General features: G+C 64.5%; 13 protein-coding genes. 6 read left to right on the top strand and 7 right to left on the bottom strand.

Annotated elements, in window-relative coordinates; translation table 11 throughout:
• Nucleotides 1-828 precede the first annotated feature (828 nt).
• Genes P9239_RS02315 through P9239_RS02305 form a run of 3 tightly spaced genes read left to right on the top strand, consistent with a single transcriptional unit; the run spans nt 829 to nt 4594 of the window.
• Nucleotides 829-1299, top strand: a complete 471-nt coding sequence (locus P9239_RS02315; RefSeq protein WP_309748892.1) for a 2Fe-2S iron-sulfur cluster-binding protein — start codon at nt 829-831, stop codon at nt 1297-1299.
• Complete coding sequence (locus P9239_RS02310; protein WP_309748891.1) at nt 1299-2330, top strand: xanthine dehydrogenase family protein subunit M; 1032 nt, start codon at nt 1299-1301, stop codon at nt 2328-2330. The genes P9239_RS02315 and P9239_RS02310 overlap by 1 nt, the downstream gene beginning before the upstream one ends.
• The gene (locus P9239_RS02305) at nt 2327-4594 is read left to right on the top strand and encodes a xanthine dehydrogenase family protein molybdopterin-binding subunit (protein ID WP_309748890.1); all 2268 of its coding nucleotides are present in this window, start codon (nt 2327-2329) and stop codon (nt 4592-4594) included. Before P9239_RS02310 ends, P9239_RS02305 begins: the two co-directional genes overlap by 4 nt.
• Nucleotides 4595-4609: 15 nt before the next feature.
• Here P9239_RS02305 and P9239_RS02300 read toward each other — a convergent pair whose 3' ends face one another.
• The 5 genes from P9239_RS02300 to P9239_RS02280 form a co-directional block, all read right to left on the bottom strand.
• The gene (locus P9239_RS02300) at nt 4610-5470 is read right to left on the bottom strand and encodes an ATP-grasp fold amidoligase family protein (protein ID WP_309748889.1); all 861 of its coding nucleotides are present in this window, start codon (nt 5468-5470) and stop codon (nt 4610-4612) included.
• Nucleotides 5471-5611: 141 nt separating this feature from the next.
• Nucleotides 5612-6826 (bottom strand): glycosyltransferase, encoded by a 1215-nt coding sequence (locus P9239_RS02295; protein ID WP_309749594.1) that lies wholly within the window; start codon nt 6824-6826, stop codon nt 5612-5614.
• A 272-nt stretch (nt 6827-7098) separates the two neighbouring features.
• Complete coding sequence (locus P9239_RS02290) at nt 7099-8421, bottom strand: SUMF1/EgtB/PvdO family nonheme iron enzyme (RefSeq protein WP_309748888.1); 1323 nt, start codon at nt 8419-8421, stop codon at nt 7099-7101.
• Between the two features lie 156 nt (nt 8422-8577).
• A complete protein-coding gene (locus P9239_RS02285; protein ID WP_309748887.1) occupies nt 8578-9300 on the bottom strand; it encodes a helix-turn-helix domain-containing protein in 723 nt (240 codons plus the stop codon).
• A 103-nt stretch (nt 9301-9403) separates the two neighbouring features.
• Nucleotides 9404-9877, bottom strand: coding sequence for a universal stress protein (locus P9239_RS02280; protein ID WP_309748886.1), 474 nt, complete (start codon nt 9875-9877; stop codon nt 9404-9406).
• Between the two features lie 264 nt (nt 9878-10141).
• Between P9239_RS02280 and P9239_RS02275 the strand changes: the two genes are divergently transcribed.
• The 3 genes from P9239_RS02275 (at nt 10142) to P9239_RS02265 (ending at nt 14310) form a co-directional block, all read left to right on the top strand.
• Nucleotides 10142-11659, top strand: a complete 1518-nt coding sequence (locus P9239_RS02275) for an MFS transporter (RefSeq protein WP_309749593.1) — start codon at nt 10142-10144, stop codon at nt 11657-11659.
• Nucleotides 11660-11740: 81 nt separating this feature from the next.
• Nucleotides 11741-13318, top strand: coding sequence for an aldehyde dehydrogenase (NADP(+)) (locus P9239_RS02270; protein ID WP_309748885.1), 1578 nt, complete (start codon nt 11741-11743; stop codon nt 13316-13318).
• Nucleotides 13319-13371: 53 nt separating this feature from the next.
• Nucleotides 13372-14310 carry an SMP-30/gluconolactonase/LRE family protein gene (locus tag P9239_RS02265; protein ID WP_309748884.1) on the top strand — a complete coding sequence of 313 codons (939 nt, stop codon included), beginning with the start codon at nt 13372-13374 and terminating at the stop codon, nt 14308-14310.
• Here P9239_RS02265 and P9239_RS02260 read toward each other — a convergent pair.
• Together P9239_RS02260 and P9239_RS02255 are read right to left on the bottom strand one after the other, a co-directional pair.
• The gene (locus P9239_RS02260) at nt 14307-14732 is read right to left on the bottom strand and encodes a GNAT family N-acetyltransferase (RefSeq protein WP_309748883.1); all 426 of its coding nucleotides are present in this window, start codon (nt 14730-14732) and stop codon (nt 14307-14309) included. The two genes, P9239_RS02265 and P9239_RS02260, sit on opposite strands and share 4 nt — an antisense overlap.
• 89 nt (nt 14733-14821) lie before the next feature.
• Nucleotides 14822-15421: a short chain dehydrogenase gene (locus P9239_RS02255; protein WP_309748882.1), complete on the bottom strand. Its 600-nt coding sequence runs from the start codon at nt 15419-15421 to the stop codon at nt 14822-14824.
• Nucleotides 15422-15504: the final 83 nt, after the last annotated feature.

Here is a 15504-nt window from a genome sequence, read left to right as displayed (position 1 = left end):
TGCATCGATGTTAGGCGGAACTAATTACTTAGGGGTGAGTGCGCTGCCGCGTTTGCTTTTTGTCGTACGAAAGGCAAGCGTTTGCCGTCGGCGCGGCTCTGCTCGCACGGGGCGATCCGTGAGGCCGGCTTTCTGGTTGGAGCTAGCGTCACGACCGGCCTGCGCGCCGGGCGCACGTTCAACGGGTGATTCATTAGGCGCGAGCGCAATGTCATTGCGTTCCGCCGACCGCTCGTTGCTTGCCTTGCTCGAGCCTGAGCTTGCCGCGCCGTTGGCATTGCGACTCTCTGCATCGCGGACGCTCGATCCCCTAAATCAGCGTTTCCCTTCTTCCTTGACGTCGATCTCTGGTCGTGCGCGTCGAGCTTTTCTGTGCCGATGTCGATAGCAAATGGCCTTTAGTTGCCCCGAAGCCTATCTGTCCGGCGTGTCGCTTTTCGACGACTACACACATGCGCGCGACATCGATACCGGCGCACCGTTGCGGCATCGCCCCACTGCTTGCCACGGTTGCAGCCGCATACGGTCATAGACCGCTCGGCCCACGTGGTCAAATGGCATGCGAGTTGGGCGCACCATCGCGTGTCCGTGAACGATCCGCCAACCGGGCGAGACCTCACGTACATGTTTTACGTCAGCGGGAAGTGGCTCGCTCATGTGCGCGGTGACAACCGACGAACTAGCAGCTTAGTCACGCCAGTTCACTCGCGAGAGACATGCGCACGACGGTCCGGTCTGCTGATCGACGCGAGCACGCTCCTGCACACGACGGCACGACGATTGCGCAAGCACCGTCGCCGTTCATCGGCATCATGTCAAGGAGCCGCGATGAAAGTGGATTTGCACGTCAACGGAACCGTGCTCGTGCTCGATCTCGACGCGCGCGTCACGCTCCTCGACGCGCTGCGCGAACACGCCGGGCTGACCGGTGCGAAGAAGGGATGCGATCAGGGCCAGTGCGGTGCGTGCACGGTGCTCATCGACGGGCGTCGCGTGCTGTCATGCCTCACGCTCGCCGCAACGGCGCGCGGCGAAGTGACGACCATCGAAGGTCTCGCCGACGGTCACGCGCTGCACCCGATGCAGAAGGCATTCGTTACCTGCGACGCCTTGCAGTGCGGCTACTGCACGCCGGGGCAGATCATGAGCGCGATAGCGTGCATCGACGAGGGCCACGCCAATTCGCGCGATGAAATTCGCGAGTACATGAGCGGCAATCTGTGCCGCTGCGCCGCGTATCCGAAGATCGTCGACGCTATCGAGCAGGTGCGCGAGGCGGCTCACACGGAGCGCGAATAATGCGGCCTTTCCAGCTTCTGAGTGTCCAACAGGCGGACGAGGTGGCCCAATGCGCATCCTTCGATGACGCCGCCGAACTCACGGTGACGTCGCCCGCGCAGTTTCTGGCCGGCGGCACGAATCTTCTCGACCTGATGAAGCTCGGTGTCATGACGCCCGAGCGCCTCGTCGATATCAGCCCGCTGACCGCCGCGCATTCCGCCATCGAAGCGAATAGTGACGGCTTGAAGCTCGGCGCCTTCGCGCATATGTCCGATGCGGCGGACCATCCGGTTCTTCGACGCGACTATCCGGTCATCGCGCAGTCGCTATGGAAAGCGGCGAGTCCGCAATTGCGCAACATGGCGACGCTCGGCGGCAACGTGCTGCAACGTACCCGCTGCCTGTATTTCCGTGACACGAGCTGGCAGGCGTGCAACAAGCGCGCGCCCGGAAGCGGCTGCGCGGCGAAGGAAGGCGTGAACAGGCGGCTCGCGGTGCTTGGCGTGAGCGAGCATTGCATCGCGAACTATCCGGGCGATTTCGCTATTGCGCTCGTCGCGTTGGGCGCGGAAGTCGAGATTGTCGGTACCAGCGGACAGACGCGTCGGATGCCGTTCGAGCAACTGCACCGCTTGCCGGGCGACACGCCGCATCTGGAGACGGCTCTTCGCCCGGGCGATCTCATCGTCGCCTTCCATGTGCCTGCCGGTGCATGGACGCGGCGCTCGCTGTATCTCAAGATCCGCGATCGCGCGTCGTATGACTTCGCGCTGGCGTCCGCTGCCGTGGCGCTCGAATTCGATGCACAGGGCGTGGTGCAACAGGCGCGCATCGGGCTGGGCGGATTCGTCGCGAAGCCGTGGCGCGCGCACGAAGCGGAGGCGGCGCTCGTGGGCAAGCGTATCGACGAAGGCAGCGCGAACCTTGCTGCGGACGCGGCACTCGCGGGCGCCGTCGTCAGCGGCGAGAACGCGTTCAAGCCGGAACTCGGACGCCGCACGCTGGTGCGCGCGCTATTGGAAGCCGCCGCTCTGCCGGAGGTGTCATGAGTCAAAGCGATTCACTCGCCGCGCAGCAGCCGGCGTTCGGCGTGCCGCACGTGCGCATCGACGGCGAGGCGAAAGTCACGGGCCGCGCGTGCTATGCATCGGACGAGCCGGTGGAAAATGCGGCGTACGCGTTCCTGCTGACGAGCACCATCGCGAATGGCCGCGTGCGGCAGATTCATACCGGCGATGCGCTTGCCATCGACGGCGTGCTCGATGTGCTCACGCACGAAAACGTCGGCAGCGAGGCGAAGCCGCCCGAGCAGCAGGCGGGCGGCGCCACGACGAGCACGCTCGAAAGCGATCGCGTGTGGCACGACGGACAGATCATCGGCGTCATCGTGGCGACGAGCTATGAGATCGCGCGGGAAGCGGCGCGACGCACGCGTATCGATTACGACGAAGCGGCGGCATCGGCCACGTTCGGCAGCGCGGGGGTAACGGGCGAACGGCGCGAGCCCGGCGAGCATGAGGACTACCGCATCGGCGACTTCGACCGGGCATTCGCAAGCGCCGATTGCCGCGTCGAAGCCATCTATGCCACGCCGACGCAGCATCACAATCCCATCGAGCTGTACACCACGACGTGCGCATGGCAAGACGATAAGCTCACGATCTGGGAACCGAGCCAATTTGTCTACGGTCTGCGCGGCAACGTCGCGCAGCAGCTCGGCATTTCGCGCGAACAGGTGCATGTGGTGTCGCGCTTCGTCGGCGGCGCGTTCGGCGGCAAGGGCAATGCAACGGCGCGCACGGCATGGATAGCGATTGCCGCGCGACGTGTGGGACGGCCCGTGAAGCTCGTCGCGACGCGGGATCAGAGCTTCACCATTGCGACGTATCGCGCGGAGACGCGTCATCATGTGCAGCTCGGCGCGACGCGCGACGGCAAGCTGGTCGCGTTGCGGCACGAAGGCTGGGAACTCACGAGCCGGCCGAGCATGTACAACGTTTCGGGGACCGAAACAACTGCGCGCTTGTACGCGTGCCCGAACATCGAAACCGTGGTGAACGTGGTGCACGCCGACCGCAACACGCCGGGCTTCATGCGCGCGCCGCCGGAAACGCCCTATATGTTCGCGCTGGAAACGGCGATGGACGAACTGGCAGTGCAGTTGTCGATGGACCCGGTCGAATTGCGACGCCGCAACGATACGACGCTCGACCCGGTCACGGGCAAGCCGTTCACGAGCCGCCGGCTCGCGGCGTGTCTGGATGCCGCCGCTGAGCGCTTCGGCTGGCATGCGCGCAATGCGCAGCCCGGCTCGATGACCGACGGCGACTGGCTCGTCGGCTGGGGCTGTGCGAGCGCGGCGTATCCGTCGAATATCGCCGCGACGGCCGCGCGCGTGAGCCTCCATGCGGATGGCCGGGCACGCGTCGATATCGCCGCGCATGACATCGGCAACGGGGCATACACCGTCATCGCGCTGACGGCGGCGCACTGTCTCGGCATCGATCCCGGGCAGGTCGAGGTGCACATCGGCGACACGGACTATCCGCCGGCCGCGCTCGCGGCGGGATCGAGCCATACCGCGACCATCACGCACGCGGTGGCATCCGCCTGCGATGCGCTGCGGGACAAGCTCGCGCGCGCGGCGTCGCTGGCCGGGCCGCTGATGGGTCGCGATCCGCAGGACATGCAATTCGCGTCGGGCCGCCTCGTGTCCGGCGACGCCGCCGAGCCCTTGCACGATGCCGTGGTGCGCACGGGCGGCGAGATCGTGATCGCCGAGAGCGAGCACATTCCGCGCGGCCTCAAGCCCGAGGCGATGGACAAGCTGCGCGCGGGCAAGCTCCCGATGATGCGCGGCCATCAGCGCGATGACGCCACCGCCTACGCGTTCGGCGCGCACTTCGTGGAGGTGCGCGTGCATCGTCTGACGCGCGAGATTCGCGTGTCGCGCATGGTGGGCGCGTTCGCGTCGGGGACAATCGTCAACCCGCTCACGGCGCACAGTCAGTACATGGGCGGCATGATCTGGGGCATCGGCGCGGCCTTGCTGGAAGCCACCGAAATCGACAAGCGCCATGCGCGCTATATGAACGACAACATCAGCGAATATCTGATTGCGGCGAATGGCGATGTCGGCGAGATAGACGTGATCATGCTGCCGGAAGCCGATACGCAAGTGAACCCGCTCGGCGTGAAAGGGCTGGGCGAAATCGGTATCGTCGGCGTGAACGCGGCTATCGCGAATGCGGTGTGGCATGCGACCGGGCGGCGCGTGCGCGAATTGCCGATTCGCATCGAAGATCTGCTTTGAGCGCGAAGGGTCGCATTACATGAGCCGGCCCCACTCATAATCCACGCTGTCCGGCGTCAACGGAAACAAACCTGCGCCCGGCGTGAATGTGAGTTCGCCAAAATAAATCGTGTTGTCGACGTTGTAGAGGTCGACGCGCACGAAGTCGAAATCGCTCGACAGCGTGCGCGCGACCCATAGCAGCTCGTCGAGGTTTGCTGGCGGCGGCGCGGGTGTTTCGCTGCGGCCGTAGTGCCCCATTTTGATATCGAGCCGATTCCAGTGTTCGTCGTAAATATCGCCGCGCGGATGCCCTTCGAAACGGTCCGAGATCACGAGAATGAATATCTGCGGATTATCGGGATTTCTGTTGAATACATGAATCTTGATATCGGGCGGCACTTTTCGGTCCGGCCCGAGAAGAAGTTGTTCGAAGAAAATGCGCCGCTCGATATCGCGATAATGCCGTTCCCTTGCAATCGTGAAGAAGTTCGTCGATAACCAGCGCTGCGCCAGCGCATCGAGGGCCTCGAACGAAGTCTCGCGCTTATCTTTGATGATTTTGACGAACCCGCAGCCGTGATTCGCTTTCATCACGAAGGAAGAGGGCAGCGCGTCGAATTCTGCCTTGGTAAAAGACGACGGCGCGGCGATCAGCGGAATCAGATACTTTTCGCCGATTTTCCCGCCGACGTAGGCGCGAACCTTGAGCTTGTCCGATAGCTCGGTATAACGCGGGTCCGGAGCGAGGCAGCGCTGCAGTACCTTTTCGTTGAACGTGGCTGGATGGCGCAGATTCGGAAACCTGCCGACTCTGCGACGATGATAAAGGCTCAACAACACCTTGTCGGGCAAACAATATTTCAGACCGTGAATCAGCATTTGTCTGGCGGTCATGCGTTTGCCTCCATCACTGGCGGTCGATCGAAACGCTTGGCTTTTCGGATCGCCACGCGCGATGACAAGCTTTGGATTGCTGGCGCGACGTTACTCGGCTGAGAAGCTCGACGCGCAACGGTGGAACGAGGACGCGGCGAGCTAGGTCGGCGGACGTTCGAAGCCGACTGCCACTTCGTCGCGATGCAGATCGCGTATTCGCCCGGCACCGGGCGTCGACCAGCCGAGCGTTCGATTAAGCAGTCTTTCCAGTTCGGCATCGAGGGCTCGGCCATTGAAATCGCTTTCTACTTTGCGACGCGCGTTCGTCCGGATCGCCTCGATATCGACTTTTCCCTCGACGATTGCCGAAAGCGCCTCCGCGATGGCGCTTGCAGAACGCTCGTCGACAAGCAGACCGGTCACGCCATCCGTCACGAGTTCTGGTATTCCGCTATGCCGCGTCGCCACCACCAGCACACCCGTGGCCATGGCTTCCATAATCGACACGGGGATGCCTTCCATGTCGCCATTGCTTGCCACTACGGATGGCAGCAGAAAGACGTCCGCGTTTTTCAGTTCCTCAAAAACCTGTTCGTGGGTGCATTTGCCTAAGAAATTTATTTCGTTGGTACTGTCCGAAGCGGCTTGGCGCAGCGTGCTTTCAAGCGGACCGAAACCGATCAGGTTCAGCTGAATCGGATGTTTGCAGTTGCGCACGCCTTCAATGGCGTAGGCGAGTCCTTTCTTCTCGGTGAATCGCGCGACGCTCAATACCTTTAGCGGTCGATTGAGTGGCCGGTTACTCGCCTGTGCCGTCAACCGGTGTATTTCGACGCCGACATGGTGAACCTTCGTTCGCGATTCGGGCGCTCCCCATTCGATCAGCCGATCTCTCCAGAGATTACTGATCGGCAGCAAAAGCGCACTCTGGCGAAAGAGGCGCCGATAATGCGGCAGCCATCGCTCCAGAGTTCTTTGCTCGCTCATATCCGCGCCATGAAACACGGTAACGATGGGGCCAGTCAAAAGGCCCGCTTCCTGAAGATACATGGCGCGCACGCCAATCGGGCCGAAGTGCGCGATGATCACGTCGAAATCGACGCCGGCGGTATCGCCGCCCGAGACGATATCGATGAACGCTGAACGGCAGCCGGTCGCCGCCGCGCGCAGGGCGACGGACAGCCTTCTGCGCTCCTTGTCATCGACGCAGGCGAGCGCGCCGAGTTTCGCGCAGAGCATCGAATGACGCAGCATGCCGACGTCTTGCCGGAACACGCGCAGGTCCAGGCGTCCCCGCATGGGATAGACCGCGGAGTCGTCGAATTTCGCCGCAAGCACGGACACTTCGTGGCCGCGCTCCGCGAATCCTTGCATCTGACGGAGAACGAACGTTTCCGAAGGTACCGGCAACTTGTCGACGATAAATGCGATCCGCATCGGCTACCCTCAGTCAAGTGGTGGCGTGAAGCGCGCGCGAATGCGTGACGATGAGAAGTCACGCCGATAACCGTGCGCTTGCTTCCGTTTGTCTTGCGGATGGTAGACCATCGAAAACCGGAATGCATCAATTGCGTGCCGTTGGCGACGGCATTATTCTTCGCACGAATGTGCGCGTCGCGCGTGGCCGCGACGGTAAAACGATACGTTCACCGAACAGAATTCACACAGCGGAAACCCCCATAAACGTACTGATAATGTCCCTGGAACCAGTTGCGAAAACTCGGGCGCAACATGCAGGCAGCCGTTCGCGGCGAGCCGCCCTTGATGACGAAGTGCTTGCCGTCGAAAAAGTTCGCCGAATAGCCGAGATAGAACGGAAACGGCTCGAATCCGGCGAGCGGCCCGAAGGTCGTCGACGTCCACTCCCAGCCGTTCCCGTATTGCCCTTCGACGCCGAACGCGCTGCGATTGTCAGGATGCGCCTGCACGGGCGTCGGATCCCAGCGGCGAAAGTCGAAGTTGCCTTCCGCGACGTGCGGCGTGCCGATGGCCGCGCGCTGCCACTCCGCTTCGGTCGGCAGCCGCTTGCCGGCCCAGCGCGCGTAGGCATTCGCCTCGGCGTAGCTCACATAGACCGGCCAGTCGAGCGGAAGCGCAATTTCCTTGAACATCGTGCGCAGCTTCCAGACCGAATCCGGGCAGTTCTGGCTGCCCCCGGCTTCGTCGCCGCGAACCCAGAACGCCGGATGCGCAACGCGCTGCTGTTCCTTCCACGCCCAGTCTTCGTCGGTCCAGAGCGCGCGGTTCCAGTAACCGCCCGCGTCGATGAAGCGCAGATAGTCGCCGTTCGTCACCATGTAACGGTCGATGTCGAACGCCGGCACGTCCACCGTGACTTCCCCGAACTCGTTGTCCCAGCCGAACCGCTGGCTTTCCCGCGAGAGGCCGAGCGTCACGCTCCCCGCCGGAACGTGCACGGTCTCGTGCACGAGCGGGCGATCCGACGTGCGCTCCGACGCGGCATTGGCCGGTGCTTTTTTCCTGTCGACCGGTAATTGGTGCAGCATGTACGCGAGCGTTTCGGCGTGCATGAGCCGATGTTCGATGGCTACTTCCAGCAGCTTCGCGGGCGAGTCGTCGGAAGAAACGGGCTGCGCGACGAGCGTGATCGGATCGAAGCGGGCGTCGATATCGGCGCGCACTCGTGCCTTGTAGGCCTCCACTTCGTCGAGCGTGGGCCAGTCGCCGGGCTGATCGGTCGGCAGACCGCCATCCACCGGATCGATGCCGAAAGCGAAGAGTTGATCGTAGACGGGGTGCGCGTTGGGCAGATGAAAGAGGCGCTGATCGAACAGATTGCGGTCGAACGCCTCTAGATGGCCGATGTAGAACACGATGCGGTGCCGCTCGGCGATCGGCCGGTCGTACAGATGTTCGCGCTTGACGATCTGGAACAGTTCGTCCGTGACGCGGCGCGCTTCGGCGAGCCGGTCGAGCAGCGGATGACGCAAGGATGGTTCGCGATTCATGTCGCTCGATCTCCGTGGCGGGCCAAGGTCGTGCCTTGGAACACAAAAGACTAATGCGAAGCGAAGCGCGTGCCAAGCCAATAATCGGCGGCGTTTATTCACGCACGGGCAATAAAGCGGCGCTTAACCGCGCCGCGCTTGGCCGCAGGCGAAATGTCAGATACTGCGCAGGCCGTCGAAATCGCGGATGCGAATGGACTTGCCCTGCGCCTCGATCAGCCCCAGCTTGTCGAAGCGCGACAGCGTGCGGCTCACGGTTTCGAGCGTCATGCCGAGATAGCTGCCGATATCCTCGCGCGTCATGCGCATGGTGAACTCGGTCGCCGCGTAGCCGCGCCGTGCGAAACGCGCCGACAGATCGAGCAAGAGGCACGCGACGCGTTCGTCGGCGCGCAGCATGCCGAGCCGCACGACATGGTCCGACTCGCGATTGATGGCCTGGCCCATCATGCGGTGCATGCGCCGCTGCAAAGCGTCCGTTTCGCGGCACATGCGCTCGAAAAGCGCGTATGGCACGACGCACACCGAACTGTCTTCCAGCGCCACCGCGTCGCAGGTATGCCGCCCTTCGCCGATGCCGTCCAGACCCAGCGCATCGCCCGCGAGCAGAAGGCCGATCACCCGTTCTCGCCCGCCGTCGCGATCGCTGTCGTGCGTGACCAGCGTCTTCAGCGAGCCGGAGCGCACCGCGTAGAGCGAATCGAACGGGTCGCCGGTGCGAAAGAGCGCTTCGCCGCGCCGGATCTTGCGCGTGACGGAGATGATGTTCTCGAGCCGCGAGACGTCGTTCGCGCCAAGGCCTTCGGGCATGCAGAGATGGCGCATGGCGCAGCTCGAACAGTGCGCTGCCGCGCGCCGCACGGTAGTCGGATGGGACATGGCGGGCTTCGTTTCTTGATAAATGACAAAACGATTGTCCCATAGCAGGCGTTGTCCGCACCGCGAGAAAATGCCGCGCCCCGGCGCCTTGCCAATCCTGACGTCATGCGGTATTTCCGGCCTCCGAAGTGCCTGCCGCCGAGGGGATCAACAGCACAGGCAGCTTGGCTTGACGCAGACATCGTTCGGCCACGCTGCCGAGAATCAGCCTTTGCATGCCCTTGCGGCCGTGCGTGCCCATCACGAGCAGGTCGGCGTTGAAGGTGCTCGCAGCCGCGAGAATCAGCGACGCGACATCGTCGCTCGCGGTGGCGTCGACGCTCACGACGTTTCCGGCAATGCCGCGCGCTTTCATCGCGTCGCCGGCTTCGCGTGCGAGCGCCGCGCCTTGTTCGGCAAGGCCCGCCTGCAATTGCGACGGATCGTAGCCCGGCACGTCCATGTACATCGGCCCGCTTTCGATGACGTAAAACGGCTGCAGGACGGCTTCGTGCATGACCGCGAGATCGAGCGCCGTCTGAAAGGCGCGTTGGGACGTGCGGCTGCCGTCGATGGCGACGATGATGCGTTTGAACATGGCGTGTACTCCGTGATCGATGTCGGGATCGGGACGGTGACTTGCTGTCCGCCAGTCGAGGGCGGGCAGAAACCACTGGCAGCATAGCGCGCAGATCCGCACGGCCGCCCGCGCATTTTCGCGATGAGTCGATTCGCCGCATGCAACGCCGTACAATTCGTCTTTCCCCCGACTAAGCGCCCGCTTAACACCGACCGCATGACCGACGCCCGCACGACCGACGCCCCTCCGCACGCACTTGCGTTCCGCACGGCTCTTTACGCGATGCTCGGCATCGGCCTCGTCAACATGCTGGTCGCGCTCGATCAGACAGTGGTCAGCACGGCGCTGCCGTCCATCGTCGCCGAACTGCACGGCTTCGAGTACTACGCGTGGATCGCGAGCGCTTATCTGCTGGCGTCCGTCGTCACGGTGCCGGTGTTCGGGCGGCTCGGCGATTACTTCGGGCGCAAGCGCTTCGTCATCGCGGCGGTGATCACGTTCACCGTGGCGTCCGTGCTGTGCGGCCTCGCGCCGAATATGCTGTTTCTGGCGCTGGCGCGCGGGCTGCAAGGCGTCGGCGGCGGCATGATGGTCGGCACGGCGTTCGCCGCGATTCCCGATCTGTTCCCCGATCCGCGCACGCGCGTGCGCTGGCAAGTGGTGCTCGCGGCGGCCTACGGCATCGGCACGGCGGCGGGACCGTCGCTCGGCGGATGGATGAGCCAGCACTGGGGCTGGCGTTCGACCTTCCTCGTCAATCTGCCGGTCGGCGCGGCGGCGTTGTACTTCATCTGGGCGCATCTGCCGAATCTGCACCGGCCGCGCGAAGGCGGCGTGAAAATAGACTGGCTCGGCGCCGCGCTCGTCGCGCTGGTGCTCGGCGGGTTTCAGTCGCTCATCGAATCCGTGCCGAAAACGGGTCTGTCGGCCGGCAATATCGCGCTTGCCTGCGTGGTCGTGGCGGGCGCGGCGGCGCTCCTGATCTGCGAACGGCGCGCGACGCACCCGATTCTACCGCTCGACATCTTCCGCGACCCGCATCTAGTTACGCTCTTCACGCTCTCGTTTCTCGCCGGCTTCGTGATGTTCTCGCTGATCTTTTTCGCGCCGCTCTTGTTGCAGGGCGGCTTCGGGCTTTCGCCGCAGGAAGCCGGCCTGCTGGCGACGCCGATTGCCGCGTGCATCGCCATCGGCAGCTTCGTCAATACGCGCATCGTGATCCATCTGCGCAAGCCGACGAAGATCCTGACCATTGGATTCTCGCTGCTGCTCGTGGCGTCGATTGCGCTGGCGTTCGCGCGCGTCACGACGCCGCACGTGTGGATCGAGTTGCCGATGGCCGCGGTCGGCATCGGGCTCGGCTTCGTGCTGAACAACATGAACGTGTTCGGGCAGGAAATCGCGGGCCGCGAGCGGTTCGGCATCACGACTGCTCTTCTGCAATCGACGCGCATGGTCGGCGGGATGCTCGGCACGAGCATCGTCGGGACGATCGTCGCGCATCATTACGCGAACGTCGTGACGCGCACGATCAGCGTGCTCGGCGCGGGCGCGGCGGCGCAGTGGCAGCCGCGCTTCGCGGACCCGCGTATTCTCGTCGACGAAGCGTTGCGCGACACCGTGCTGCACGATCTCACCGCAGCGGGGCTCGACGCGCCCGCGCTCTTCGACGCCGCTCGCGATGCGCTCGTGCAGTCGGTGCATATCGGCGTCATGCTGACGGGCGTGGCTGCGCTCGTCGCCGCGCTGCTAGTGCGGCGGATCGGGCATATTACGTTTCGGCGGGCGGGCAAGGCTTGAGCGGCACGCGTAATGCGTCGCCGGCACCTCACACTCGTTGGCGCCCGTGACGGGCGGCACCACCAGCACGGAGAAATCACCATGATGATCACCGGAGAAATGCTGATCGGCGCGACGGCCGTGCGCGGCACGGAAGCCACGCTGCGCGCCTTCGACCCGGCGCGCAATGCCGATCTCGAACCCGTGTTCGGCGGCGGCGGGGCGGCGGAAGTCGCGCGCGCGTGCGAACTGGCCGACGCCGCGTTCGATCCGTATCGCCATGCGCCACTCGAAACGCGCGCGCTGTTGCTCGAGGCGATCGCGGACAATATCCTCGGAATGGGCGATGCACTCATCGAGCGCGCGCAGGCCGAATCCGCGCTGCCCAAGGCGCGACTCGAAGGCGAGCGCGCCCGCACCGTCGCGCAGTTGCGGCTTTTTGCGTCGCTCGTGCGTGAAGGCCGCTGGCTCACGGCGACGCTCGATTCCGCGCAGCCGGACCGCAAGCCCGCGCCGCGCCCGGACTTGCGCTTGCAGAAGATTCCCGTCGGTCCGGTCGCCGTGTTCGGCGCAAGCAATTTTCCGCTTGCGTTCTCGGTCGCGGGCGGCGACACCGCAGCGGCGCTCGCGGCGGGCTGCCCGGTCGTCGTGAAGTCGCATCCAGCGCACCTCGGCACCTCCGAGATGGTCGGCCGCGCGGTGCAAAAGGCCGTCGCCGAAACGGGCGTGCATGAAGGCGTGTTCTCGCTCGTCGTCGGCGCGGGAAATGCCATCGGCGAGGCGCTCGTCGCGCATCCGGCGATCAAGGCGGTCGGCTTCACCGGGTCGCGGCGCGGCGGGCTGGCGCTCATGGAGATCGCGGCCAAGCGCCCCGAGCCGATTCCGGTCTTCGCGGAAATGAGCAGCGTCAACCCGATTTTCGCGCTGCCGGGTGCACTCGCCACGCGCGGCGAGGCGCTGGCGACCGGATACATCGACTCCGTGGCGCTCGGCGTCGGACAGTTCTGCACGAATCCGGGCCTCGTGTTCGCGCTAGCGGATGCGAAACTCGACGATTTCGTCGATCACGCCACAGCCGCTCTTGAAAAGAAGGACGCGCAGACGATGCTCACCGCAGGCATCGCGGCGGCGTACGAAGACGGCATTCGCCATCGCGACGATTCGGGCGCGCAGCGCATCGCGACCGGAAAGCAGACGGAGGCGGCGAGCGGCGCGCTGCCGGCGCTGTATCGCGTGAGCGCGGAGCAGTTTCTCGCGACGCCGCAGCTGGCCGACGAGATTTTCGGGCCGACGTCCGTGATCGTTGCGTGTGAGGACGAGGATCAGATGATCGCGGTGGCGCGTCAGCTCGAAGGCCAACTGACCGCGACGCTGCTGATGGACAACGACGACATCGACCTGGCGCGGCGCCTGTTGCCGGTGCTCGAACGCAAGGTTGGGCGGATTCTGGCGAACGGCTTTCCGACGGGCGTCGAGGTGTCGTACGCGATGGTTCACGGCGGCCCGTACCCGGCGACATCCGATGGCCGGTCGACGTCGGTCGGCGCGATGGCTATCGAGCGATTCCTGCGGCCGGTGTGCTACCAGGACTTGCCGGCGGCGCTCCTGCCCGAGGCGCTCGCGGACGAAAACCCGCTGAACCTGTGGCGCTTGCGCGATGGCGAGTTGGGGCCGAACTGAATGCGCCGCGCTTGAAGCCGAGACCGTTCAACATTGAAGACAAACGCAAACCCATGACCCTCTCCGATCGCCGCTATCCCGACCCCGCCGTGCGCGTGCTCGATCCGCGCTTCAACGCGCTGCGCATTGCATCGGCATCGGTCGAGTGTCTCTATCAGGGCGCGCGCTGGTCGGAAGGGCCGGTCTGGTTCGGCGACGGGCGGTGTCTCTTGTGGAGCGATATTCCGAACAACCGCATCCTGCGCTGGGACGAAGAGAGCGGACAGGTCGGCGTTTTTCGCAAGCCGTCGAACAACGCAAACGGCAACACGCGCGACCGCGAAGGGCGGCTCGTGACCTGCGAGCATCTGACGCGGCGGGTGACGCGCACCGAGTACGACGGCTCCATCACCGTGCTCGCGGACCGCTACGACGGCAAGCCGCTCAATTCGCCGAACGATGTCGTCGTGAAGTCGGACGGCTCCATCTGGTTCAGCGATCCGACCTTCGGCATCGACGGCTTCTACGAAGGCGAAAAGCAGGCGTCGCAACTGAAACCGTGCGTGTATCGCGTGGATGGCCAGAGCGGCGAGATCACCGTGATGATCGATGACTTCATCGGCCCCAACGGACTCGCGTTTTCGCCGGATGAATCGGTGCTGTATGTCGTCGAGTCACGCTCGACGCCGCGCAAGATCATGGCGTTCGACGTGCTCGACGGCGGGCGCGCGCTCGGCAAGCGCCGCGAACTCATCGACGCCGGCCCCGGCACGCCGGATGGCTTTCGCGTGGATATCCACGGCAATCTGTGGTGCGGCTGGGGCATGGGCGATGCCGAACTCGACGGCGTGCGCGTGTTCACGCCGCAGGGCGAAGCGATCGGCCATATCGATCTTCCCGAGCGCTGCGCGAACGTCTGCTTCGGCGGACGGCATCGCAACCGGCTCTTCATGGCGGCGAGCCACGGGCTGTATTCGCTCTATGTGAACACGCAAGGGGCGAAAGGCGGCTAGGTCTTCGCGGTCTTCTCCATGATGCGCTCCGGATGCGCGCTCGCCCGGAAGCCGAAGCGCGCATACAGCCCGTGCGCGTCGGATGTGACGAGCATCATGCGGCGCAGACGCTGCAAGTCGGGATGCGACATCACGCATTCCATCATCCATTTGCCGAGCCCCGCGCCTTGACGCGCGGGCAGGACGAACACGTCGGCGAGATAGGCGAAGGTCGCGGTATCGGTGATCATGCGCGCATAGCCGATCTGCTGCGTGCCTTCGAACAGCCCGAACGCAAGCGAATGACGCGCCGCGCGCTCCACCGTCTCGCGCGGCACGCCCGGCGACCAGTACGCGACTTCGCTCAGATAGTGGTGAATGACATCGAAGTCGAATGAATCGATGTCCGTCGTCACGCGGTAGTCGCCCCGGGTCCATTTCATCGCGCTGCTCCATGCCGAAGGAAGCGACGAGGATAAGCGAAGGGCGCGCTCAGTGCACCGTTCGATGCACGGCGCTCGGTGCACTGCGCTCAATGCACGGCATACACGCGCCCCGTTTCCGCGCCTTCCACGCTCCGGCTATACGCAAGCGCCACGCGTGCACCGCTCGCCGCCTCGAACCCGCGGAAATACGGTCCGAAGCTCTCCCGCGCTTCTTCCAGCATGGTCGGGCTGACAGCGTTGATGCGCAGCCCGCGCGGCAACTCGATCGCGGCGCCGCGCACGAAGCCTTCGATCGCGCCGTTCACAGCCGCCGCGCTCGCGCCTTGCCGGATCGGCTCGGCGCCGACGATGCCGCTCGTGAGCGTGAAGGAGCCGCCATCGTTCAGATAGTCGCGCGCCGTGAGCACGAGGTTGACCTGGCCCATGAGCTTGTCGTCGAGGCCGAGGCGAAACTGCGCGGGCGTCATGCTGGTGAGTTCGCCAAAGTGGACATGGCCCGCCGTCGCGACGATGGCATCGACGCGGCCGATGGCAATGAACAGGCGCTGGATGCTGTCGAGATCGAGCAGATCGACGCGATGCGTGCCGCGCGTCGCGCCGATTTCGATGACTTCGTGACGAGGTTTGAATGCGGCGCAGACGGCCCGGCCGACCGTGCCGGTCGCGCCGATGACAGCGATTTTCATGAGCGGCCTCGCAAGCGTTGCAGTGGAAAGACGGCAACGCATTGTGCGCGCGCGGCGGCGCGATTAAAAGCCGTCGAAAACAG

The sequence above is a fragment of the Caballeronia sp. LZ062 genome (assembly GCF_031450785.1).
GTDB lineage: Bacteria > Pseudomonadota > Gammaproteobacteria > Burkholderiales > Burkholderiaceae > Caballeronia.
Note: the sequence above shows the minus strand (reverse complement) of the source record. Positions and strands in the feature narration are given on the sequence as shown.

What these genes read in the sequence shown, in the direction of transcription:
- P9239_RS02315 (WP_309748892.1), top strand. Translation starts at nt 829, where the DNA reads ATGAAAGTGGATTTGCACGTCAACGGAACCGTGCTCGTGCTCGATCTC.
- P9239_RS02310 (WP_309748891.1), top strand. Translation starts at nt 1,299, where the DNA reads ATGCGGCCTTTCCAGCTTCTGAGTGTCCAACAGGCGGACGAGGTGGCC.
- P9239_RS02305 (WP_309748890.1), top strand. Translation starts at nt 2,327, where the DNA reads ATGAGTCAAAGCGATTCACTCGCCGCGCAGCAGCCGGCGTTCGGCGTG.
- P9239_RS02300 (WP_309748889.1), bottom strand. Translation starts at nt 5,470, where the DNA reads ATGACCGCCAGACAAATGCTGATTCACGGTCTGAAATATTGTTTGCCC.
- P9239_RS02295 (WP_309749594.1), bottom strand. Translation starts at nt 6,826, where the DNA reads ATGCAAGGATTCGCGGAGCGCGGCCACGAAGTGTCCGTGCTTGCGGCG.
- P9239_RS02290 (WP_309748888.1), bottom strand. Translation starts at nt 8,421, where the DNA reads ATGAATCGCGAACCATCCTTGCGTCATCCGCTGCTCGACCGGCTCGCC.
- P9239_RS02285 (WP_309748887.1), bottom strand. Translation starts at nt 9,300, where the DNA reads ATGTCCCATCCGACTACCGTGCGGCGCGCGGCAGCGCACTGTTCGAGC.
- P9239_RS02280 (WP_309748886.1), bottom strand. Translation starts at nt 9,877, where the DNA reads ATGTTCAAACGCATCATCGTCGCCATCGACGGCAGCCGCACGTCCCAA.
- P9239_RS02275 (WP_309749593.1), top strand. Translation starts at nt 10,142, where the DNA reads ATGCTCGGCATCGGCCTCGTCAACATGCTGGTCGCGCTCGATCAGACA.
- P9239_RS02270 (WP_309748885.1), top strand. Translation starts at nt 11,741, where the DNA reads ATGATGATCACCGGAGAAATGCTGATCGGCGCGACGGCCGTGCGCGGC.
- P9239_RS02265 (WP_309748884.1), top strand. Translation starts at nt 13,372, where the DNA reads ATGACCCTCTCCGATCGCCGCTATCCCGACCCCGCCGTGCGCGTGCTC.
- P9239_RS02260 (WP_309748883.1), bottom strand. Translation starts at nt 14,732, where the DNA reads ATGAAATGGACCCGGGGCGACTACCGCGTGACGACGGACATCGATTCA.
- P9239_RS02255 (WP_309748882.1), bottom strand. Translation starts at nt 15,421, where the DNA reads ATGAAAATCGCTGTCATCGGCGCGACCGGCACGGTCGGCCGGGCCGTC.